The sequence below is a fragment of the Rothia nasimurium genome (assembly GCF_928382285.1).
Lineage (GTDB): Bacteria > Actinomycetota > Actinomycetes > Actinomycetales > Micrococcaceae > Rothia > Rothia nasimurium_E.
Genome location: NZ_CAKMSS010000001.1, coordinates 489669 through 512099, shown reverse-complemented (window position 1 = coordinate 512099; position 22431 = coordinate 489669). Strand labels below are relative to the sequence as shown.

The window sequence follows — 22431 nt, the reverse complement described above, 5'->3', positions numbered from 1 at the left end:
CCATGCCGAAGCGTAACGATCTCAACTCAATCCTCGTCATCGGTTCTGGCCCGATCGTCATTGGTCAGGCCGCCGAATTCGACTACTCGGGCACCCAGGCCCTGCGCGTTCTCAAAGAAGAAGGCGTGCGCGTCATCCTGGTCAACTCCAACCCGGCCACTATCATGACCGACCCCGAGTTTGCCGACGCCACCTACATCGAACCGATTACCCCCGAGGTCATCGAAAAGATTATCGCCAAGGAAAAGCCCGACGCGATCCTCCCCACCCTCGGTGGTCAGACCGCCCTCAACGCCGCTATCGCCCTCGATGAGCAGGGCATTCTCGATAAGTACGGTGTTGAGCTCATTGGCGCTAACATCGAAGCCATCAACCTGGGCGAAGATCGTGAGGCCTTCAAGGGCGTTGTCGAACGTGCGGGCGGCGAGTCTGCCCGCTCCGTTATCGTCCACACCATGGACGAAGCCCTCGAAGCTGCTAAGGAACTGGGCTACCCCATGGTGGTCCGCCCCTCCTTCACCATGGGCGGCCTGGGCTCGGGCATGGCCTACAACGAAGAAGACCTGCACCGCATCGCAGGTGCCGGTATCCAGTACAGCCCCACCAGCGAGGTTCTTCTCGAAGAATCCATCCTGGGCTGGAAGGAATACGAACTGGAAATGATGCGAGATAAGAACGATAACGTGGTTGTCGTCTGCTCCATCGAAAACTTCGACCCCGTAGGTGTACACACCGGTGACTCCATCACCGTAGCCCCCGCCCTCACCCTCACCGACCGCGAATACCAGAAGCTTCGCGACATCGCCATCAACGTGATTCGCGAGGTCGGCGTTGACACCGGCGGCTGTAACATCCAGTTCGCCATCGACCCGGCAACAGGCCGCGTCATCGTCATCGAAATGAACCCCCGCGTGTCCCGCTCGTCCGCTCTGGCATCAAAGGCAACCGGCTTCCCGATTGCAAAGATCGCCACCAAGCTCTCCCTGGGCTACACCCTGGACGAGATCCCCAACGACATCACCCAGAAGACCCCGGCATCCTTCGAGCCCACCCTCGACTACGTCGTGGTCAAGGTTCCCCGCTTTGCCTTCGAGAAGTTCCCGGCAGCAGACCCCACTCTGACCACCACCATGAAGTCGGTGGGCGAGGCCATGGCCCTGGGCCGCAACTTCACCGAAGCCCTGCAGAAGGCCATGCGCTCCATGGAGCAGAAGGGCTCAACCTTCCGCTTCGACAACCCCGAACTCGGTGCGGACGAGCTGGCCGCCCTGATTGAGCAGAGCAAGACCGCTACCACCGACCGTATCTTCCAGGTCCAGCGAGCCCTGCTGGCTGGTGCTACCGTCGAGCAAATGTACGAGGCAACCGCCATTGACCCCTGGTTCCTCGACCAGCTGGTGCTCCTCAACGAGGTTGCCGCAGAAATCGCCGCCTCTAAGACCCTGGATGAGCGCACCCTGCGCCTGGCCAAGCGTCACGGCTTCTCCGATGCGCAGATCGGTGAGATTCTTGGCATGAGCGAGGCAGTAGTGCGCGGTATCCGCCACGCCCTGAACATCCGCCCCGTCTTCAAGACCGTCGACACCTGTGCAGCCGAGTTTGAGGCCTTCACCCCCTACCACTACTCTTCCTACGACCAGGAGGACGAAGTAGCCCACCACGAGAAGCCCTCAATCATGATTCTGGGCTCCGGCCCCAACCGCATCGGCCAGGGTATCGAGTTCGACTACTCCTGCGTGCACGCCTCCATGGTGCTGCGCGAGGCCGGCTACGAGACCGTCATGGTCAACTGCAACCCCGAGACCGTATCAACCGACTACGACATCTCTACCCGCCTCTACTTCGAGCCCCTCACCCTGGAAGACGTGCTCGAAATCGTTGAGGCGGAGCGTCGTACCGGTGGCCTGCTGGGCGTCTTTGTGCAGCTCGGTGGCCAGACCCCGCTCAAGCTGGCCCAGGAACTCAAGGCCGCTGGCATCCCGATTCTGGGCACCTCACCCGAGGCTATAGACCTGGCTGAAGACCGCGGCGAATTCTCCCGCGTGCTGGAAGAAGCCGGCCTGATTTCCCCCAAGAACGGCACCGCCTACACCTTCGAGAACGCCAAGAAGATTGCGGACGAAATCGGCTACCCCGTGCTGGTGCGCCCCTCCTACGTTCTGGGCGGACGCGGCATGGAAATTGTCTACTCAGAGGCCCAGCTGGCCCGCTACCTAGAGAACGCGACCGAGGTTTCCCCCTCCCAGCCCGCTCTGATTGATAAGTTCCTTGAGGACGCCGTCGAAATCGACGTCGATGCTCTCTTTGACGGTGAAGAGCTTTACCTGGGCGGTGTCATGGAGCACATCGAAGAGGCCGGTATTCACTCGGGCGACTCTGCCTGCACCCTGCCCCCCATTACCCTGGGGCCGGACGTCATCGAGCAGGTCAAGGAGGCAACCCACAAGATTGCCGCCGGCGTGGGCGTGCGCGGTCTGATCAACATTCAGTTCGCTGTAGCTTCTGAAATTCTCTACGTGATTGAAGCTAACCCCCGCGCCTCTCGTACCGTTCCCTTTGTTTCGAAGGCAACCGGTGTGCAGATGGCTAAGGCTGCGGCTCTAATCGGTACCGGTAAGACCATTGCCGATCTCAAGGCCGAAGGCTACCTGCCTGCCACCATGGACGGTGCCACCCTGCCTGCTGAAACCGCCATCGCGGTCAAGGAAGCTGTGCTGCCCTTCAGCCGCTTCCGCACCCCCGAGGGCATCGTGGTTGACTCCCTGCTCGGCCCCGAAATGCGCTCAACCGGTGAGGTTATGGGCCTGGACCGCCACTTCGATACCGCTTTCGCTAAGGCTGAAGCATCTGCAGGTTCTAAGCTGCCGACCGAGGGTAAGGTTTTCGTTTCTGTAGCTAACCGCGACAAACGCAACTCCATCATCTACGTGAAGATGCTGCAGCAGCTGGGCTTCGAGATTGTCTCCACCGGCGGTACCGCAGACGTTCTGCGCCGCAACGGGGTGGAGTCCCTGGTTGTTCCCAAGATTGCAGAAACCAAGGACGGGGAGCGCTCCATCGTTGATATGGTGCGCGATGGCGACATCGACCTGATTTTCAACACCCCCTCCGGCGGTCAGGCCCGTGGCGATGGCTACGAAATCCGCGCTGCGGCTACCTCGGTAGGCTGCCCCGTGATGACCACCGTCTCTGAATTCGGTGCAGCCGTTCAGGGTATTAACGCCCTGCGCGAATACAGCTGGGACGTCATGAGCCTGCAGGAACACGGCGCCTCCATCGAGGCTGCCCTGAAAGCCCGGGAGGCCTAATGTCACGCGGTTTTGGTGATCGCCTGGCTGCGGCCATGGGGGAGAAGGGCCCCCTTTGCGTGGGCATAGACCCCCACCCCTCCCTCCTTGATGCCTGGGGGCTACCCGACACCGCGGCGTCCTTAAGCACCTTTGCCTCGACCGTGCTTGAGGCCTGCGGTCGGGTAGCCGCAGCTCTCAAGCCCCAGGTGGCGCTCTTTGAGCGCCACGGCTCTGCGGGTCTTGCCGCTCTGGAGCAACTTCAGCGCGATGCTGCGGACGCCGGTGTGCTGGTGGTTGCGGACGCCAAGCGCGGCGATATCGGCTCGACCATGGCAGCCTATGCGGACGCCTGGCTAGGGGAGGCTTCCCCCCTGGGAGCCGACTCCGTGACCCTGAGCCCCTACCTGGGTTTTGAGTCCCTGCGCCCTGCTCTGGACCTCGCTGACCGCAATAACCGGGGCACCTTCGTTCTGGCGCTGACCTCGAACCCCGAGGGCCAGACAGTTCAGCATGTGGGTGGAAGCTCATCGGTGGCATCCCTCATTATTGAGGCAGCTCGTGCTGAGAACGATCAGCGCCAGTGGGAGGCAATGGGTCCCTGCGGTCTGGTGGTAGGAGCAACTGTAGCAGACGCCTTGAAGAAGCTAGAGATCGACCTCTCAACCTTCAACGGCCCTATTCTGGCACCGGGTTTCGGTGCTCAGGGAGCTACGGCTCGTGATCTCTACACCGTATTTTCCGGTATTGAGAGCCAGGTGCTGGTCAATTCAAGCCGCGGTGTGCTGGCTGCTGGTCCGTCCGCTCCTGGGCTGCGACTAGCCGCCGAAAAGGCCCGTGACGAGCTCCTGAGTGCTCGCTAGAGGCTAATCCAACAAAAATGGTGGGAATTTGAAACAATTCCCACCATTTTTCTTTAAAAAAGGTTACCGCCGGGTAACTATCTTCCATAACCGTTTCTGACATGCTATTTTGTAATTGTTGGTTCGCAAATAGATAAGCAACAACCCCCAAGAGTGAGCGAAGCTGCTCGGTTGCCTGTTTATTCCAGCACACCCCACCCCCTTTTGCCCCACACGGCATCTCGCACAGAAGGATTAGAATATGCCTCTTCAGCCTCTCACCGAAGAACAGCGCGCAGCAGCCCGCGACAAGGCTAAGAAGGCCCGGGTCGCCCGCGCCGAAATCAAGGACGCCGTTAAGAACAAGCAGATTACTATCGCAGAAGTTCTCAAGCGCGCCGAAACTGACGAAGCAGTCGCTAGACTGAAGGTAACCGACCTGCTCACCTCCCTGCCGGGTGTGGGCGAGGTTCGTACCGAGAACATTTTGAACGAACTGAACATTGCTGCGTCCCGCCGTCTGCGTGGTCTTGGTATCCACCAGCGCAAGGCACTCATCAATCTTCTCGACCGATAAGGGAAACCATGGCTGAACAGACCGCTACACCCAAACTGACCGTGCTAGCTGGCCCCACCGCCGTTGGCAAGGGAACCGTTTCTGCTTACATTCGTGAGCACTACCCCGAGGTGTGGTTCTCTGTCTCCGCCACTACCCGCGACCCCCGTCCGGGCGAAGAGGACGGCGTGCACTACTACTTCGTCTCAGACGAAGAGTTTGAGTCGATGGTAGAGAATCGCCAGATGCTGGAATGGGCCACCGTGCACAACTCCTACAAGTACGGCACGATTCGCTCTATGGTGCAGAAGCAGCTGGACGCCGGTAAGCACGTCCTGCTTGAAATTGACCTGCAGGGTGCACGTCAGGTCCGTAACGCTATGCCCGAAGCGCAGCTCATTTTCTTGGCTCCTCCCAGCTGGGACGAACTGGTATCCCGCCTCATTGGCCGCGGCACCGAATCTCCCCAGGAGCAGGAAGCCCGCCTGGACACAGCCAAAATTGAGCTGGCTGCTGAGCCCGAGTTTGATTACACCGTCATCAATGAAACCGTGGCAGAAGCGGCTGAGGAAATCGTGCGCCTCATGGGTGCAGACCGCTCATAGCCTCTGCGCCTGCTAGGGCGGCGGTTTAGGGGAATATCACCCCTGCACCGTCGCCCTTTTGCGTGACAAAAAAACGGTTGACCGATAGTATAGGTAGAGTTTTATGCCACCGGTAGACCCGGTGGTGAGCAAGCACAGTCAAGATGGAGTCTTACGTGGCAAACGCACACAACGATGAAGGTATCATCAATCCCAGCGCAGACGCTCTGATCCAAAAAGCTGAGTCGAAGTACGGTCTGGTGATTTTTGGTGCTCGCCGTGCTCGCCAGATTAACGCCTACTACTCACAGCTTCACGAGAACCTGTACGATCACGTAGGCCCCCTGGTAGATTCTGAGCCCAACGAGAAGTCGCTCTCTGTGGCTATGCGTGAAATCAACGAAGGCCTGATTGAGGCCCGCCATATTACTGATGGCCAGTTCGATGAAAACGGCACCCTGCTGCACGAGGATGAGCCCAGCGCATTCCTGGCCGGTGGCGACTTCTACATCGACGAGCCCTTCGTTGAATACGTCGACGCTGAAGATGCAGATCAGGCCTAATCTGCAGTAGCTCATGCGAGTTGTTATTGGCATTGGAGGGGGCATTGCTGCCTATAAGGCGGCAATGCTCCTTCGTCTTTTTGGTAAGGCCGGGCACGAGGTTATTGCGGTGCCCACCGAGGCTGCCCTCAAGTTTGTGGGGCAGCCTACTCTTGAAGCCCTGAGCGGCAACCCGGTGTCGGTGGACGTCTTTGAGCGGGTTCCCGAGGTCAATCATGTGCGGCAGGCTGAGCAGGCTGACGCTGTGATTGTTGCCCCGGCGACAGCCGACCTCATGGCCCGTTTAGCGGCTGGGCGGGCTAACGACCTGCTGACCGCAACCGTGCTGACCACTCACGCCCCGGTCATTTTAGCGCCGGCGATGCACACTCAGATGTGGGAGCACCCGGCTACCCAGGCTAACGTAGCGACCCTGAAATCCTACGGCTACCACGTGATCGAGCCTGCCGTGGGCCGTCTGACCGGCCCCGACTCCGGCGTGGGGCGCCTGCCTGAACCCGAGGATATCTATGCCCAGGCCCTAACCATTTTGGGCTGGAATCAGGACGCCGCGGGGGAGGGCCAGTCGGTTGAGACAGGGGAGCAGCCCCTAGCTGGGCAGCGACTGCTCATTACAGCCGGCGGTACCCGCGAAGCCCTTGACCCGGTGCGCTTCTTGGGCAACCGGTCCTCAGGCAAGCAGGGCATCGCCCTTGCTACTGCTGCTACCGAGCTCGGCGCCCAGGTACACCTCATTGCAGCCCATGTGGAGGTCGAGATACCGGATAACCTGCACCGGGTCACCCGGGTATCGAGTGCCCTGCAGCTACGCGAAGCCGTGTTTGAGCACCTGGTAGCCACCGACGTCCTGATTATGACCGCGGCGGTGGCTGACTTCAGGCCGGCAGAGTACGCGGACGCCAAGATTAAAAAGACGGACGACCCCGGCCAAGACCCCGTGATTAGGCTGGTGCGCAACCCCGACGTCCTCAAAGAAGCCGTACTTTACCGCGAGGAAAACCCGCAGCGAGCACCCCACACCATCGTTGGTTTTGCCGCCGAGACCGGGGATGCTACCACCAGCCCGCTCGACTACGGCCGCGCCAAGCTGGCGCGCAAGCGCTGCGACTACCTGGCGGTGAACACCGTGAGCGAAACCCAGGGGTTTGGGGCAGATAGCAACACTATTACCCTGCTCTCGGGCCAGAATGACCGCGAGGTAACCCTCCAGGGCAGTAAGCTCGACGTCTCCCGCGCAATACTTCGTCATATAGCGCAAGAATTCAACAATCATTCACCAAGTAGCCCTACCGGGCTGAGAGAAGTACAGTAAAAACCGTGACTGAAAATAATCATCTTCGTTTATTCACCAGTGAGTCCGTGACCGAGGGCCACCCCGACAAGATTTGTGACCAGATCTCTGACTCAATCCTGGACGCCCTGCTGACCGTTGACCCGCTCTCAAACGTAGCGGTTGAAACCCTGGTCACCACCGGCCAGGTGCACGTAGCGGGTGAGGTAACCACCAACGGTTACGTCGATATCCCCAGCATTGTGCGCAAGACTATCCTCAACATCGGCTACAACTCATCCACCCACGGCTTCGACGGCGAATTCTGTGGCGTGTCTGTATCGATTGGCGAGCAGTCACCCGACATTAACTCGGGTGTTTACAACTCCCTTGAAGCCCGCCAGGGCACCGCAGCCGACGATCTGGACCGCCAGGGCGCAGGCGACCAGGGCATCATGTTCGGTTACGCCACCAATGAGACCGAAGTGCTCATGCCCGCCCCCATTTACGTTGCGCACCGCCTGGCCGAGCAGCTGACCAAGGTACGCAAGGACGGCACCCTGCCCAACCTGCGCCCCGACGGTAAGACCCAGGTGACCCTGGGCTACGACGAGAACTTCAAGCCCGTCATGATTGATACCGTTGTGGTCTCAACCCAGCACACCGCAGACTACGATCTCGACCAGCTTGCAGCCGATATTCAGCAGCACGTGATTGAGCCGGTTCTGGCCAGCTTCGACTTTGACTCGTCTCAGGCCAAGTTCATCATCAACCCCGCAGGTCGCTTCGTTCAGGGTGGCCCCGTGGGCGATGCCGGTCTGACCGGCCGCAAGATTATTGTGGATACCTACGGTGGCATGGCTCGCCACGGTGGCGGTGCCTTCTCAGGTAAGGACCCCTCTAAGGTTGACCGTTCTGCCGCCTACGCCATGCGCTGGGTTGCCAAGAACATCGTTGCTGCCGGTCTCGCCGACCGTGCCGAGGTTCAGGTCGCCTACGCTATTGGCCAGGCTGCACCTGTCGGTATCTACGTTGAAACCTTCGGCACCGAAAAGGTCGAAACCTTCAAGATTGAACAGGCTATCCGCGAGGTCTTCGACCTGCGCCCACTGGCCATCATTCGCGACCTAGAGCTGCGCCGTCCTATCTACGCCAAGACCGCAGCCAACGGTCACTTCGGCCGCGAAGAGCGCGAGTTCACCTGGGAACGCACCAACCGCGTCAGCGAACTCAAGGCGGCTGTAGGCCTCTAGGCTAAAATGTCTGTATGACAACGGCACCCACCCCCGAATCCCTGCAACCAGATTTGTTGCAGGGATTCGACATACCCGATGCGCACCTGGTCGGCTCCACGGCAGCCGAGGACGCTGCGGTGCAGCTGCCGATTGCCCGCGTGCACATCGACACCCACGTGCCCCACCTCGATAGGCTCTTTGACTACCGGGTGCCAGCGGCTCTTGATGAAGAGGCCCAGCCCGGGGTACGGGTGAGGGTTAAGTTCGGGGGAAGAGAGGTCACCGGCTGGCTGCGGGAGCGGGTAGAACATTCGGACGCCCCCGCCCGCCTGGTACCCCTGCACAAGGTGATTTCGCCCCTGCCTGTTGTTACCCCTGAAGTCTTTGAGTTAGCTGACGCCCTAGCGGAGCGCTACGCGGGGCTGGTGCCCGATGTGCTCCGCCTGGCTGTGCCCCCGCGGGTTGCTAGCGTTGAGAAAGCTTTTATAGAGGCCGAAGACCCGGCTGAAGCGCCCATTCCAGACTGCCCCGACCTCACCGGCTTTACCGACTATGCCCAGGGGGCTGAGTTCTGTGAGGACCTGCTTGCCGGCCATCAGGCCCGGGCGGTGATGGCCGTGCTACCCTCCCATCCTGAACGGAGCTGGGAGCAGCTGCTGGCGTCCGCCCTGGTAGCAACCGCCTCCACCGGCAGGGGAGCCCTAGCCGTTGTACCAGACCACAAGAGCCTTGACCGGCTCACAGCCGCCCTCGAAGAGCTCGTAGATAAGAGCGCCTTCGTGCGGTTGACCGCCAACGACAAGCCCACCCCCCGCTACCGCAGTTATCTGAAAACCCAAAGCGGCCAGGTGCGTATCGTGATCGGTACTCGTTCAGCTGCCTACGCTCCCGTAGCAAACCTGGGTCTGGTTGCCTGCTGGGATGACGGGGACTCTTCCCTGGTTGAGCAGCGGGCCCCCTACTGCCAGGCCCGTGATGTTCTTCTGCTACGAGCCACCCTCGAAAAAACGGCGGCTCTCTTCATGGGGTATGCGGTCTCTAGTGAGGCTGCCCGCCTGGTTCGCACCCGCTGGGCTAGCTTCCTGGGGGCGGACAGAGCCCTGGTCAGGTCTTTTACTCCCCGGGTCATGCCCACCGGCGACGACTATCAGCTTGCCCGTGACCCCCTGGCTGCGATTGCCCGCATACCCCACCAGGCTTTCGCCGTAGCCAAGGACGCCCTCGCTACGGGGCCCGTGCTGATCCAGGTGGCCCGTGCCGGCTACATCCCCGCCCTGGCCTGCCAGCGCTGCCGCATGCCCGCCCGCTGCGATAACTGTCGCGGCCCCCTGACCCAGCCCGCCGGGGGAAGTGCCCCCCAGTGCGGCTGGTGCGGCCATCTGGCCCACCACTGGCACTGTCTTGACTGCGGGTATAACCGCTGGCGTACTGGTATCGCCGGTGCCCTGCGAACCGCAGAAGAACTGGGTCGGGCATTCCCAGGCGTCCCGGTGATTACCTCCAGCGGCGAGAACATCAAAACCAGTATCGGCCCAGAACCGGCCCTGGTCATCGCCACCCCCGGTGGCGAACCGGTAGCTGAGGGCGGCTATGCGGCCGCCCTGCTGCTCGATGCCGACCGGATGCTCCAGTTCGACTCCCTGCGTGCCCCCGAAACCGCCCTTCGGCGCTGGCTCAACGCGGCAGCCCTGGTGCGCTCCTTTGCCGTGGGCGGCCGCGTCGTCACCACGGCCAGTCCCTCGGCAGCTCTTGAAGCCCTGGTGCGCTGGGACCCCATGGGCTTTGCCCTCTGGGAAATGGACGAGCGTGCCGAGATTGGCCTGCCCCCGGCCGTCCGCACCGCCGCCATTACCGGTAGTGAGCGTGCCGTGCAGGTCTTTTTGGAGGCTATTACCCTGCCCGATGAGGCCCGCGTCAACGGCCCCATGCCCCTGGCCGATTCGACCGGCTACTACGAAGGAGAGGCCGACAGCGACCTCTATCGAGCCATTATCTTCTTCCCTTACGCCGTGGGAGCCAAACTCACCCACCACCTGCGCGCCACCAAGGCCTCGCTAGCTGCCCTGAAAAAGAGTGAGCCCGTGCAGATACGCTGCGACGGGCTCGATATTCTCTAGGTCTGCCCGGTGCCTGGGGTAGCGGGGGCAAGTGCCCGGGGCGGCTAGGTTTCTACTGCCGATGCAGGGAAGAGGCCAGTCCCAGCAGGGTGAGGGCGCTCTGTTCCCAGGTGTAGCGGGCGGCGTCCGCAAGACCGTTCACAATGCTTCTCTGCTGGACTTGCCGGTCTTCTAGGTTGCGTACCGCCTGCGCAAAGGCAAAGGGGGAGCTGGTCTCCGCAAAGAGGGCTGAGGGTGCTATCTCCCGGAAAATCGGGATATCCGACAGCACCACGGGGCAGCCCGCCGACTGGGCCTCCACCACTGGCAGCCCGTAGCCTTCTTCCCGCGAGGCAGTGAGCAGAGCGGCGGCGGTGCGGAGCAGCTGGCGGTAGTCTTCATCGCTGGTTCCCCCGTGGAACACCACGTTTTCTCCCGCGAGAGGTGCAAGTTCCTCCAGGCGCGCCGGGGCTGCCTTGGAGAGTAGGTGCAGGCGGTAGTCCGGCAGGAACTTCATGGCTTGCAGGAGGGTTTCAACGTTCTTGTAGGGCATGAAGGAGCCCATGTAGATCAGGTCTTTGGTGCGGTCCGGGGCCAGCTCGAGCGCCTGCTCCTGGGCCACAAACCCCTTAGCCTGGGGGGCGTTGGGTATCACCGTAATGGGGTTGGTGGTCAGCTCGTGCTCCCGCATCAAAGCTGCCGTGGTCTGCGAGACCGTAGCGACGGCGTCCGCCCGGTTCAGCAGGTAGCGCTGGGGCGCGTAGGTGGTGTGGAAGGCCCGCCAGCCCAGCCGAACCGGCAGGGGGAGGAAGCCCGGCGGCGTGGGGTGGGAGTAGTAAATCAAATCGTGCAGGGTCAGGATCAGCTTGAACTGCCTGCCCAGCCCACCCAGCCCGATGGTTTGCATGGGCGAGAAGACCACGTCGGGTAAGTAGCGGTTGAGCTGCAGGGCGGCGGCGGGTTCCAGAGCGGACGTCGGTGCACAGATCTGCACGGACGGCAGGCCGGGGAGCATCTCAAGCTGACGTTCATCACTCACCACCATGGTGAGCTCCAGCCCTTCGGGCAAGCGCCGGTCACCGGCGTCCGCGAGCTCCTTGAGGGCAAAGAGTAAGGACGCGGTGTAGCGGCTAATACCGTCGTGAAAACCGATGCGGGTATAGCGGGCATCAATAAAAAGTTTCATGCTACCTGCCCTCCTCTAGGCCTTGGGAATGAAAGTCAGCAATCAGGGAAGCAGCCCGCAGGGGAGTCTCGTAGTGAATCAGGTGGCCGACTTCGGGAATAACGTCGAGCCGCCCCCGCTGGAGCTTACGGGCCATGGCCTGCTGGAGTTCCAGAGTACCCAGGTCGTCCTTCTCCGCCACAATGAGCTGGACCGGCATCGGCAGGGCCGGGGTGAAATCAGCTGCGGTGGAACTAATGGATGCCCGGTAGGCCTGTAGAACCGCCTCGCGGGAGGCAAAGGCACCGAAGTAGGCATCGTGCTGGCCGTTGATGAACCGGCGCAGGGCGGGGTCGTGATTTTTCATCATGAACTCACTGCTCAATCTGGTCACCAGGCGGGAGCGCAGCAGGGCAAAACCCAGGGAAGCAGGTAGGGCAGCTCCCGCACCATAATAGAGCTCAGCCAGGCGGCTCATCACCTTTTGGTCCCCCTCAAGAGCAGGCTGACAGATGGGGTTAATCAGGGTCAAACGCTCTACCAGATGGGGGCGCACCAGGGCGGTATAAGAGCTCACGATCGACCCGAAAGAGTGACCCACCAGGTGCACCGGGCTGCCCACAGCGGTCTCAATGAAATCAACCAACCAGGCAGCATAGGTGCTCACCGCATGCTCAGCCCCCTCAATCGGGGCAGTTTTGCCAAAGCCCGGCAGATCAGGGATATAAACACAAAAATCCTTCAGGCCGGTGGCAATGATTTCGAGGCCGTGGTGATCGCCCCTAAAGCCGTGCACCAAAACCAGGGGAGCGGCGTCCGCCTTTCCATACACCCACCAGCGGCTATAGGTGCCACCAACCCAGCCCTCGTAGCGCGTCCCAGCAGGAACCTGCTGAGGTACCGGCTCAAAAACACCGGCCGAGCGGGGGCTTGCAGACATAGTGACTCCTTCTCTCTACCCCCACCACTGTACCGCCTCACCCCCCACTTCTCAGTGGGCAAACTGCCACCGGGCAAAGCAGGCCCAAGCGCGGTACACTAGGAAGCAAACTATTGACAGCTCAGACTCGTGCGCGCCCAAAAAGCGCAAGCACCACTCGACAGACAGGAAACACGGTGACTGCTGAGGTAGAACCTACCGGACAGAACGAAACCACCTGGGACTTCCGCTCCATGGAAGCCAAGTGGCAGCCCTACTGGGAAGAAACCAAGGTTTTTGAACCCACCAACGAAGAAGGCAAGGAAACCCGCTACGTCGCGGACATGTTCCCCTACCCCTCCGGCGACCTCCACATGGGCCATGCCGAAGCCTTCGCCATTGGCGACGTCACCGCCCGCTTCTGGAAGCAAAAGGGCTACGATGTGCTGCACCCCATCGGCTGGGACTCCTTCGGCCTGCCCGCAGAAAACGCAGCCATCAAGAACAACACCCACCCCAAAGAGTGGACCTACAAGAACATCGAGACCCAGGCCGGCTCTTTCAAGCGCTACGGCATTATGACCGACTGGTCCCGCCGCCTGCACACCTCTGACCCCGAATACTACAAGTGGACCCAGTGGCTCTTCCAGCAGTTCTACAAGAAGGGGCTGGCCTACCGTAAGTACTCCCAGGTCAACTGGTGCCCCAAGGACCAGACCGTGCTGGCCAACGAGCAGGTTGTCAACGGCGAGTGCGAACGCTGCCACACCCCCGTGACCAAGAAGTCGCTGAACCAGTGGTACTTCAAGATCACCGACTACGCCCAGGAACTACTGGACGACATGAAGGAGCTGGAGGGCCACTGGCCCGACCGCGTGCTGGCTATGCAGCGCAACTGGATTGGCCGCTCCGAGGGCGCCGAGGTTACTTTTGAGGTTGAGGCTGCCGGTAACAAGCCCGCCACCACCGTAGACGTGTTCACCACCCGCCCCGATACCCTCTACGGTGCAACCTTCTTCATCGTGGCAGCCGACGCCGACCTGGCCCTCGATCTGGTAACCGACGACCAGCGGGAAGCCCTGGAAGCCTACCGCGAAGAGATCAAGGTTCTATCGGATATCGACCGCCAGTCTACCGACCGCGAGAAGACCGGCGTTTTCCTGGGCCGTTACGCCATCAACCCCCTGACCGGCGATAAGCTGCCCCTGTGGGCCTCTGACTACGCCCTGGCTGACTACGGTACCGGTGCGCTGATGGCGGTTCCCGCCCACGACCAGCGCGACCTGGACTTCGCTCGCAAGTTCGATATCCCCGTCATCACCGTTCTTGACACCGGTGAGGACGACCCGGCAGAAACCGGCGTCGCTACCACCGGCGATGGTGTGCACATCAACTCCGGCCCGCTGGATGGCCTGAACAAGGCTGACGGTATCTCAAAGGCCATTGAGATTCTTGAAGAGAAGGGTGTAGGCACCGGCAAGGTCAACTTCCGCCTGCGTGACTGGCTGCTCTCCCGCCAGCGCTTCTGGGGCTGCCCCATCCCCGTCATCCACTGTGAAGAGCACGGTGAACAGCTGGTTCCGGAAGAGCAGCTGCCCGTCCTGCTCCCCGACAACCTGGCCGGTGAAGACCTGGCACCCAAGGGCCAGTCACCCCTGGCAGCTGCTACCGACTGGAACACCGTTCCCTGCCCCGTCTGCGGTAAGGACGCCAAGCGCGACTCAGACACCATGGACACCTTCGTGGATTCCTCCTGGTACTTCCTGCGCTACGTCTCACCGAATTACGACCAGGCTATCTTCGACCCCGAGCAGATGAAGAAGTGGAACCAGGTCGATATGTACGTCGGCGGTGTTGAGCACGCGATTCTGCACCTGCTCTACGCCCGCTTCTTCACCAAGGTCATCCGCGACCTGGGCCTGATTGAACACTCTGAGCCCTTCAAGGCCCTGATGAACCAGGGCCAGGTGCTCAACCAGGGTAAGGCTATGTCCAAGTCACTGGGTAACGGTGTTGACCTGGGCCAGCAGCTCGATAAGTTCGGCGTCGATGCCGTCCGCACCGTCATGGTCTTTGCCTCCCCGCCCGAGGACGATGTCGACTGGGCTGACGTTTCCCCCGCAGGTATGCAGAAGTTCCTGGCCCGCGCCTGGCGCGTTGCCCAGGACGTCACCAGCGAGGTGGGGGCGGACGGCGCAAGCGGCGACGCTGCCCTGCACAAGCTGGTGCACCGCACCGTCCACGACGTCGATGCCCTGGTAGAGAACGGCAAGTTCAACGTTGCCGTGGCCAAGACCATGGAGCTGGTCAACGCTACCCGCAAGGTCATTGACTCCGGTGCAGGTGCTGCTGACCCGGCCGTCCGCGAAGCTGCTGAGACCATCGCCATCCTGCTCTCCCTCTACGCCCCCTACACCGCAGAGGACGCCTGGCATCTGCTCGGCCACGATACCCCGGTACTGACTGCAGGCTGGCCCGAGGTCGACCCGGCCCAGCTGGTAGACGATACCGTCACCGCAATCGTGCAGGTCAAGGGCAAGGTCAAGGACCGTCTGGAGGTCACCAAGGATATTTCTGAGGCCGATCTTGAAGCCCTGGCCCTGGGGTCAGAGGCCGTTCAGCGAGCCCTAGGCGACGCTGAGGTACGCAAGGTTATTGTGCGTGCCCCCAAGCTGGTCAACATTGTGATCTAGTGAGATCTAGATAGATATCATCGGGTGCTTCTTCCGCAGTGAGGGAGCACCCGATTTTTTATCTTTTGGGTGATTGCTATGGACTGAGTCACTCCAAGGGCTTGGCTAGGCGGTAGAGTAGTGAGGTGCGTTCTATAGCCCTGGTCACCGATTCGTCTGCTGCCCTGCCCGCCGCTACCCTTGAAGAGCTCAAGGCCGAAGGCGGGTTTAGTCTGGTTGAGCTACCGGTCACCGTGGGCGACCGTGCTTTGAATGACTTACCGGCCGATCAGATAGATGCCGCTATCGCTTTAGCTCATGTTCAGGGGGAGCAGGTGCTGACCTCCGGCGTTGCGCCGGGTGCCCTGGTGGACGTCTACGAGCAGCTGGCAGCCCAGGGCTACACTGCGATTATCTCGGTTCACTTATCGGGGGAGCTGTCGGGTACCTGCGATGCGGCCCGTTTAGCGGCGCAACTGGTCGATGTGCCGGTGGTGGTAGTTGACTCGCTCAACTTGGCGATGGGGCTGGGGGAGCCCGTGCTCCGCCTGCACCGCCTCCTTGCCCGCGAGCAGGACTTAGAGCAGGCCACCGCTGTAGCCGAGGAGCTCTGTGCTTCTACCGAGCTCTTTTTCTTTATCCCTACCCTGGACGCTCTTAAACGGGGCGGACGCGTCAGCCCCGCTCTAGCTATGGTGGGCCAGATGTTTCAGATTCGGCCTGTGGCTACCGTGCTCGATGGCAAACTGCACTACGTTGAGCGCCCCCGCACTACAGCTAAGGCGATTGAACGGCTTGCAGTTTTGACCGAACAGGCCAGTGCCGAGCGGGCCGGTGAATTACCGCTAGATGTGCCGCTGAAGGATAGGGAGTCAGCCAACCTGCTCAGACGCCAGGGGCAGGTGGTTGCCATCCATTACAGCGGTAATGAGGAGCAGGCGCGGGAGTTTCAGCAGACCCTGGGGTCTATCGCCTCTGGGGCCGTGCTGACGCCCCTGCCCCCGGTGCTCTCTGCCCATGCGGGCTTAGGGGCCCTGGCAGCCGTTATTTTCTAGAGTTATGTTCAAGATGGTGCAGAGCCCCTGTGGATAGGGGCCTGAGTCGCGTCATCTTGTGACTCGACTGCACCACCTGCGAGGTTTCTGGGGCTAATTTCCGCAGATTGGTGGGAGGGGCTTTATCCACAGGTGCCTTTGGCCTTGGCCTAGCCGCTCGGAAGCTCTTAGCCTGGGGCCATGTCTCAGAACTCTAGGTACCCCGCTGATACCCTACCGTCTGTTTCGATTGAACCTGCCGATATCGATACAGGTCAGCCGAGTCAGACTGACTATCTCTTGCGCAGCAGGCGCCACGGCCCTGCTCCTGCGAGCGCCACACGGAGCCCCCGCCATCGGGTGCTTCTTGAGCGTGCTTTGGCGTCTTCCGATTCGGAGGCTCCCGGTCTTGGCCCGCAGGCTTCGGTGACCCGATGGCGGGTGCCTACAGGTGCTCTGGTGATTCTTGCTCTTGTCTTGGGTCTTGTTGCTCTGTGGCCTGTGGTGTTTTCTGGTGGCGGCTCGTCTGTGTCGGCGGTTCCTGTGGCCCCTTCTGGGGAAGCCACGGTGCAGGCTGATGGGGGTAGCCCGGTGCCGGGTGATGAGGCTGGTCAGGGGCTGAGCACCGGGGCGGACGCTACTTCAGTTGCCGCTCATGGGGGAGGTGCGCCTGTGGTGGTTCATGTTGCCGGCGCGGTGCAGACCCCGGGAGTCTATGAGCTGGATTCTGGGAGCCGGGTAAACGATGCGGTCACAGCTGCCGGCGGGCTCAGGGACGATGCTGATACATCGGCGATCAACCTGGCAGCCCCTGCCAGCGACGGGAGCCAGGTGTATATTCCGGTGCAGGGCGAGGCACCACCTAGTTCAGAGGGTGGCGCCGAGGCCGCTCATAGTTTAGCGGGTACGGGGCTCGGTATAGATCGGGGTACGGACGCCGCCGGGCTAGTGAATATCAATACGGCAAGTGCCGAAGAGCTTCAGACCCTGCCGAAGGTCGGCCCGGTGCTGGCTGCATCAATTATTAGCTGGCGGGAGCAGTACGGGGGTTTCAGCTCGGTGGATGAGCTGGACCAGGTTTCGGGCATTGGGCCAGCCACTCTTGAAGCTCTCCGCCCGCTGGTGACGGTATGAAAAGGGTTCTGGCTGTTGGTCGGAGCTGGCAGCAGGCACAGGCTGAACGGGCCGAACATCGGCGGGTGCAACTGCGTCTGACCGATGCCCGTCTTGTGGCACCTGCTGTGGGGCTCTGGTGTTTTACCGCCCTGTGGATTCTTGCCGGGGCCCGGTGGGCGCTCTGGGCTGGAGCCCTGCTCGCTTGCCTTGCTCTGGGCTCCTGGTGCGGCGCCCAGATTTTAGTTCGAAAAAGTATTGCGAAGGCGAAAGGTCCGCTGACCCAGGTACCGGTCTCTGTGTCATATACTCTGGTGCTAACCTGCCTGCTCGCTGCCTTACAGACTGTTGCCCTTCACGCCCGGGGTTACCCTCAACAGTGGGAGCTGATGCAGGCTCTGAACGGGCAGGGAATACGAGTGACGGCTGAAGTAACTGAGGCCCGGCCTGCTCCGACGGGTGGGTATAGGTTGCAGGTAGAAACCGTGGAGATAAGGCAGGCTTCAAGGACCTGGAGCCAGCGGGTACCGCTCAGCGTCTATACAGATAAACTTTTTATTCCGGGGAGCACTGTCAGCGCGGTGGGGGAGTTGAAGGTCAGCGGAACCTACTACCGTTTGCAGGGAGCTGTGAGCCTGCTGGAGCACCCGGCTTCTGTAGCCCCTCTCTTCGAACTTAAGAGCGGGTTGCGCGATAGGGCAGTGGACCATCTGGGCGCCGAACGGGCTGGCCTGCTCCTGGGTATGGCCTACGGCGATGATTCTTCGCTGCCTGCACCGGCTCTTTCATCTTTGCGGGTGGCCGGTCTAACACACCTGACAGCTGTTTCGGGGGCTAACATTACCCTGATTTTTGTCGTCGCCTACCGTCTGCTCTACCCGTTGTGGCCCCGGCGCCCTGCCCTCATAGCAGTCGGAGTGGCCGCGTCATCGGCCTACGTCGTGCTGGTAGGGCTTGACGGTTCTGTACTCAGAGCCTGGGTAATGGGGCTGCTGGGAGCTCTAGGTCTGATTCTTGGCCACGGAGCCTACCGTCTGGCTTTCCTCTCAACCTGCGTAATGGCTCTTCTTCTGGCAGCGCCACCCCTTGCCACCCACTACGGCTTTATTCTCTCGGTCGTGGCTACAGCTTCCCTCCTGATACTGGCACCGGCTCTCTCACGCCTCCTCAGCAGGGTACTGCCCCTTCTGCTTGCTGATCTGGTAGCTCTACCCTGTGCAGCTAGCCTCTGGTGCGCGCCGGTGATCCTGATTCTTTCTGAGTCCATCTACCCCTATACGGTTCTAGCTAATCTTCTGGCCGCCCCTTTGGTAGCGCCCATTACCGTGCTGGGGTTACTTGCCCTCATCGGCTACGCCCTTGGGCTAGCCCAACCCCTGCTCGATGCCCTCATGAATCTCGGTGGCTTTCTTACCCAGGGGCTGCTAGCAGTTGCTACCTGGTGCTACAAGCTACCTGCAAGCCAGCTACCTCTTGCGCTTTCACCTCTCACTCTAGGGTTGACCCTGCTGATCGTTGTGGGTAGCAGCTGGCTGGTTCTCTCAGCAGACAGGTCTCTCAACTCCCTGCCCGCAGCTCGCTTGCCTCGACTGCTAGGGGGCAGACCGTGAACCGCAGGAGAAACAAAAGCCTGGCTGATCTTACCCTCATAGTGCTCGTGATAGGTCTAGCGGTATTCCTGCTGCACGACCGTTGGCCGGCTGCACACCGGGCCCCTGATAACTGGCAGTGGATTACCTGCGATGTAGGCCAGGGGGACGCCCACCTCATCCGCACCGGCCAGCGATCGGCCTACCTTCTCGATACCGGCAACGATTACTCGGCCCTCAAGTCCTGCCTCGACTGGGCCGGGGTAGACCAGCTGGAAGCTGTGCTCATAACCCACGCCCATAGCGACCACGATGGGGTACTACAACAGGTTCAAAGTGACTTCGCCCAGCCGACGCTGGTGACGTCGCCCCATTACAGCAGACAGGGGCAACAGACCCCGGTCGCACAAGGAACAGCTGCCTATCGGCTTTCTACGGGCTCGGCCTTCCCCGCAGAGTCCGTTACCGCAGGGCAGCACGAGGCAACCGGTCAACCCCTAGGTCGGGTGTTGTGGCCCCCGGTCCAGGCCCAGAGGATTCCCGGCGCAACCGGCTCCTCTAGCTGGATCAACAATTCCTCCCTCGTCATCCACTGGTCCCTGCCTGCCAGGGAGACCGGCCAGAGGCCGCTGACCGTGCTCACCACGGGGGATCTTGAAGCGGACGCCGCCCACCGGCTTCTTGCCGAATCGGCAGGGCAGGTGCCTGCCGACGTCCTTAAAATAGCCCACCACGGCTCGGCGGGCAGCGGAACCGACCTGATCATCGCAGCCAGCCCCTCCCTAGCGCTCATCCCTGTGGGAGCAGGCAACAGTTATGGGCACCCGCATGAGAGTATTCTCAGCTTCCTGAACCAACGTTCTATCCCCGCTGCCCGCACAGACCTTTCGGGGCATCTGGCTCTGACCACCAGTGACCGGGGGATTGAGGTGACCGCCTCGGGCTAAACCTGCACAAAAGCGCTTTATCTGACAAGATAGAAAGGCACCCAAGGAGGATACATGGCACGCACACCCCGCACCCGCTCAGCTGGTCCAGATAACGGCTGGCGATCGGTTCCGCTTGCTCCACTCGTTTTGCTCTACGGCCCCGAAGAATACTTTGCTTCCCGAGCCACCCAGCGGCTCCGTCAGCTCTTTGAAGAGGCCCACGGCAGCTACGAAATCACCAGCCTCTCGGCCAAAGATTACCGGGCCGGGCAGCTAGACGTCCTTGCCAGCCCCTCCCTTTTTGATGAACCCAAAATTATTGAGGTCACCCAGGTCGCCTCCATGAGCGACGCCTTCCTGCAGGACGCCCTTGCCTATGCCGCTGCGCCCCACGACTCCACCCTGGTGGTACTGCACCACGCAGGAGGTAACAGGGGTAAAAAGCTCATTGATACTATCAAGGCCAATAAGTCCTACCCGGTGGTCGAGTGTAAGGCTCTTAAGAATGAACGCGACCGGCTGGATTTCGTCATTTACGAGTTCCGCTCAGCCCAGCGCTCTATTGACCCGCCCGCAGCGGCAGCTCTTGCGGCAGCAACCAGTGATATCTCAGAATTAGCGTCGGCTGCCCGCCAGCTTATTGCAGATGAGCCGGGTGCCATCACTGTAGATACCATCGACCGCTACTTTGGCGGCCGTACCGAGGTCACCGCCTTTAAGGTGGGTGATGCTGCGGTAGCGGGCAACAGCAGGGAAGCTATTAAACTGCTCCGCCAGGCGATCGATACCGGAAGCGACCCTATCCCCATCCTGGGTGCCCTGGCTGCCCGCATGCGTAACATTGCCAAAGTGCACGGGGTGCGTGGCAGCTCAAACCAGCTGGCGGGTGACCTTAAGATGGCTCCCTGGCAGGTAGAAGCTGCCCAGCGGGATTCCCGCAGGTATGCGCCTGCCGACCTGGCCCGCGTCCTGGCCCTGCTGGCCGATACCGATGCCCAGCTCAAGGGCGAGAATCTTGACTCTTTCTACCCCTTAGAAAAAGCCGTCCTGGCTATTTCCCAGGCCTCCCGCAACCACTAGCGACAGGGCAAGAAAGCACAAGGCCCCGCTCCCAGGAAAGGGAGCGGGGCCTTGTGTCACTTCGCTCTTAGACGCCGGCTAGAGGGGCCGGAATATAGAACTTAGGAAAGCTTGTTGACGAGAACGGTCAGACCGGACTTCTTGTTAGCTGCGTTCTTCTTGTGCAGAACACCCTTAGAAACAGCCTTGTCCAGCTTGCGGTTCGCAACACGAAGAGCTTCAGTTGCTGCTTCAACGTTCTGAGCTTCAACTGCCTCGTTGACCTTACGGATGGAGGTCTTGAGATCTGACTTGATTGCGTTGTTGCGCAGACGAGCCTTCTCGTTGGTGAGGATGCGCTTCTTCTGGGACTTGATGTTAGCCACGATTAAAAACTTTCTGTTTTTGTCTAATTGGTCGGTGAGGGCTGCGCTGACCGGTCATCGACTGAGCGGCGTGGGGATGCCTATGGCAACCAGTCAGCAGTGCCCGATGACCATCGGACACACAAGGGTTAACTTTATCAGCTCCGCCCCAGCTTAGGGCAGAGATATAAGCAACAATTTTTCTTAGACCCTGCCAGGTTGGGTGGAGCAGGCTCGCAGCGAAGCTGCTGGCTCGGCGGCTGGCGTGAATCGCTGGTGATGAGCACCGAGATTCCGAGCGCGCGAGGAAAACAAATCTCGGCGCGAATCTGGCGAGCTTGCGAGCCAGCTAGCGAACCAGCGAGAGGGTCGGCAGCGAGCGCGAGCCTGTGTAACCCCTTTGAGTAAGTCTCTTAGCGACGGCGGTAGGCTTCGGCGATGAAGTCGAAGGTTGCCCGGTCCATGATGGCTCCCTCACGGCGGATACCGTTCGGGTTGAGCTGGATGACACGGTTGAGTTTGACCTCGGAGTCGCGCCCTTCCTTGTCCCATACGCCTGCGCCGATGTCCAGGTAGTTGGGGTCGGCGGTGCGGGAGTTGGAGTGGTCCTTGCTGGTGAGCATTAGCCCTAGAAGGTAGGAACCGGAGCGTCCGATGACTAGGACTGGGCGGTCCTTGCCCTGGCTGTAGTCCTCTTCGAAGGGGACCCAGGCCCAGACGACTTCGCCGGGGTCGGCGTCGCCGTCGAGAGCGGGGGAGTAGTCGAAAGCTACCGAGCCGAAGTAGTCGCCGGGGTAGCCGCCCTGTTCCCAGCTTCCGGTGGACTGGCCGGCAGGTGCCTGCTGGCTACCGCCGGGGCCGAACGTACCAAAATTGCCGTTGCCGGCGTCCGGACGCTGCTGGGTGCGCGTGCCGGCCTGGCTCCTGCCGTCAGAGGGGCGGGTGCCGGTGCCCTGCTGTTTATTCTTCTGGTTCTGGTACTTGTTCCATTCCCGGTAGATACGCTGGCCGATGTTCAGCGCCTGCTGGATAGTTCGCATGTTGATCTTCATGGTCACTACAATAATCGCTGCTCCTCGGCGCGCGAGCAGACACGCACCGGCTAAATGTGAGAAACTGGTTAACTGATTTCTACCGTCAGAGACCCGGTAGG

General features: G+C 61.0%; 18 protein-coding genes. 14 read left to right on the top strand and 4 right to left on the bottom strand.

Annotated features, from left to right (window positions below; genetic code table 11):
* Window positions 1-2 precede the first annotated feature (2 nt).
* The 8 genes from carB to L6758_RS02125 all read left to right on the top strand — a co-directional run bounded on the left by carB (window position 3) and on the right by L6758_RS02125 (window position 10454).
* On the top strand, window positions 3-3308 hold the full coding sequence (gene carB / locus L6758_RS02160; RefSeq protein WP_237205259.1) for a carbamoyl-phosphate synthase large subunit: 3306 nt from the start codon (window positions 3-5) through the stop codon (window positions 3306-3308).
* Window positions 3308-4150: an orotidine-5'-phosphate decarboxylase gene (gene pyrF / locus L6758_RS02155; protein ID WP_237205258.1), complete on the top strand. Its 843-nt coding sequence runs from the start codon at window positions 3308-3310 to the stop codon at window positions 4148-4150. The genes carB and pyrF overlap by 1 nt, the downstream gene beginning before the upstream one ends.
* 241 nt (window positions 4151-4391) lie before the next feature.
* Window positions 4392-4706, top strand: a complete 315-nt coding sequence (gene mihF, locus L6758_RS02150) for an integration host factor, actinobacterial type (protein ID WP_237205257.1) — start codon at window positions 4392-4394, stop codon at window positions 4704-4706.
* An 8-nt stretch (window positions 4707-4714) separates the two neighbouring features.
* Window positions 4715-5290: a guanylate kinase gene (gmk, locus tag L6758_RS02145; RefSeq protein ID WP_237205256.1), complete on the top strand. Its 576-nt coding sequence runs from the start codon at window positions 4715-4717 to the stop codon at window positions 5288-5290.
* Between the two features lie 155 nt (window positions 5291-5445).
* Window positions 5446-5832, top strand: coding sequence for a DNA-directed RNA polymerase subunit omega (rpoZ, locus tag L6758_RS02140; protein WP_377129350.1), 387 nt, complete (start codon window positions 5446-5448; stop codon window positions 5830-5832).
* 13 nt (window positions 5833-5845) lie between these two features.
* Window positions 5846-7144, top strand: a complete 1299-nt coding sequence (coaBC, locus tag L6758_RS02135; protein WP_237205255.1) for a bifunctional phosphopantothenoylcysteine decarboxylase/phosphopantothenate--cysteine ligase CoaBC — start codon at window positions 5846-5848, stop codon at window positions 7142-7144.
* Window positions 7145-7149: 5 nt separating this feature from the next.
* Window positions 7150-8355 (top strand): methionine adenosyltransferase, encoded by a 1206-nt coding sequence (gene metK / locus L6758_RS02130; RefSeq protein ID WP_237205254.1) that lies wholly within the window; start codon window positions 7150-7152, stop codon window positions 8353-8355.
* Between the two features lie 14 nt (window positions 8356-8369).
* The gene (locus L6758_RS02125) at window positions 8370-10454 is read left to right on the top strand and encodes a primosomal protein N' (protein ID WP_237205253.1); all 2085 of its coding nucleotides are present in this window, start codon (window positions 8370-8372) and stop codon (window positions 10452-10454) included.
* Window positions 10455-10506: 52 nt separating this feature from the next.
* Here L6758_RS02125 and L6758_RS02120 read toward each other — a convergent pair whose 3' ends face one another.
* A complete protein-coding gene (locus L6758_RS02120) occupies window positions 10507-11619 on the bottom strand; it encodes a glycosyltransferase family 4 protein (protein ID WP_237205252.1) in 1113 nt (370 codons plus the stop codon).
* Between the two features lies 1 nt (window position 11620).
* Entirely contained in the window at window positions 11621-12538 is a 918-nt protein-coding gene (locus tag L6758_RS02115; protein ID WP_237205251.1) for an alpha/beta fold hydrolase, read from the bottom strand.
* A 233-nt stretch (window positions 12539-12771) separates the two neighbouring features.
* On the opposite strand from L6758_RS02115, the gene leuS reads away from it, so the two are divergent.
* The 6 genes from leuS to holA all read left to right on the top strand — a co-directional run bounded on the left by leuS (window position 12772) and on the right by holA (window position 20934).
* The gene (gene leuS, locus L6758_RS02110; protein WP_237205354.1) at window positions 12772-15210 is read left to right on the top strand and encodes a leucine--tRNA ligase; all 2439 of its coding nucleotides are present in this window, start codon (window positions 12772-12774) and stop codon (window positions 15208-15210) included.
* Window positions 15211-15335: 125 nt separating this feature from the next.
* Window positions 15336-16244: a DegV family protein gene (locus L6758_RS02105; protein WP_237205250.1), complete on the top strand. Its 909-nt coding sequence runs from the start codon at window positions 15336-15338 to the stop codon at window positions 16242-16244.
* Between the two features lie 180 nt (window positions 16245-16424).
* A complete protein-coding gene (locus tag L6758_RS02100) occupies window positions 16425-17357 on the top strand; it encodes a helix-hairpin-helix domain-containing protein (RefSeq protein WP_237205249.1) in 933 nt (310 codons plus the stop codon).
* On the top strand, window positions 17354-18946 hold the full coding sequence (locus L6758_RS02095) for a ComEC/Rec2 family competence protein (protein ID WP_237205248.1): 1593 nt from the start codon (window positions 17354-17356) through the stop codon (window positions 18944-18946). The genes L6758_RS02100 and L6758_RS02095 overlap by 4 nt, the downstream gene beginning before the upstream one ends.
* Window positions 18943-19872, top strand: a complete 930-nt coding sequence (locus L6758_RS02090; RefSeq protein WP_237205247.1) for a ComEC/Rec2 family competence protein — start codon at window positions 18943-18945, stop codon at window positions 19870-19872. Before L6758_RS02095 ends, L6758_RS02090 begins: the two co-directional genes overlap by 4 nt.
* Window positions 19873-19926: 54 nt before the next feature.
* Entirely contained in the window at window positions 19927-20934 is a 1008-nt protein-coding gene (gene holA / locus L6758_RS02085) for a DNA polymerase III subunit delta (RefSeq protein ID WP_237205246.1), read from the top strand.
* 101 nt (window positions 20935-21035) lie between these two features.
* Here holA and rpsT read toward each other — a convergent pair whose 3' ends face one another.
* Both rpsT and L6758_RS02075 read right to left on the bottom strand, forming a co-directional pair.
* The gene (gene rpsT / locus L6758_RS02080) at window positions 21036-21299 is read right to left on the bottom strand and encodes a 30S ribosomal protein S20 (RefSeq protein WP_185172890.1); all 264 of its coding nucleotides are present in this window, start codon (window positions 21297-21299) and stop codon (window positions 21036-21038) included.
* Window positions 21300-21691: 392 nt separating this feature from the next.
* A complete protein-coding gene (locus L6758_RS02075) occupies window positions 21692-22330 on the bottom strand; it encodes a type II toxin-antitoxin system PemK/MazF family toxin (protein ID WP_237218603.1) in 639 nt (212 codons plus the stop codon).
* Window positions 22331-22431: the final 101 nt, after the last annotated feature.

Coding starts and splice junctions, on each gene's coding strand:
- carB (WP_237205259.1), top strand. CDS start 3: ATGCCGAAGCGTAACGATCTCAACTCAATCCTCGTCATCGGTTCTGGC.
- pyrF (WP_237205258.1), top strand. CDS start 3,308: ATGTCACGCGGTTTTGGTGATCGCCTGGCTGCGGCCATGGGGGAGAAG.
- mihF (WP_237205257.1), top strand. CDS start 4,392: ATGCCTCTTCAGCCTCTCACCGAAGAACAGCGCGCAGCAGCCCGCGAC.
- gmk (WP_237205256.1), top strand. CDS start 4,715: ATGGCTGAACAGACCGCTACACCCAAACTGACCGTGCTAGCTGGCCCC.
- coaBC (WP_237205255.1), top strand. CDS start 5,846: ATGCGAGTTGTTATTGGCATTGGAGGGGGCATTGCTGCCTATAAGGCG.
- L6758_RS02125 (WP_237205253.1), top strand. CDS start 8,370: ATGACAACGGCACCCACCCCCGAATCCCTGCAACCAGATTTGTTGCAG.
- L6758_RS02120 (WP_237205252.1), bottom strand. CDS start 11,619: ATGAAACTTTTTATTGATGCCCGCTATACCCGCATCGGTTTTCACGAC.
- L6758_RS02115 (WP_237205251.1), bottom strand. CDS start 12,538: ATGTCTGCAAGCCCCCGCTCGGCCGGTGTTTTTGAGCCGGTACCTCAG.
- leuS (WP_237205354.1), top strand. CDS start 12,772: ATGGAAGCCAAGTGGCAGCCCTACTGGGAAGAAACCAAGGTTTTTGAA.
- L6758_RS02100 (WP_237205249.1), top strand. CDS start 16,425: ATGTCTCAGAACTCTAGGTACCCCGCTGATACCCTACCGTCTGTTTCG.
- L6758_RS02095 (WP_237205248.1), top strand. CDS start 17,354: ATGAAAAGGGTTCTGGCTGTTGGTCGGAGCTGGCAGCAGGCACAGGCT.
- holA (WP_237205246.1), top strand. CDS start 19,927: ATGGCACGCACACCCCGCACCCGCTCAGCTGGTCCAGATAACGGCTGG.
- L6758_RS02075 (WP_237218603.1), bottom strand. CDS start 22,330: ATGAAGATCAACATGCGAACTATCCAGCAGGCGCTGAACATCGGCCAG.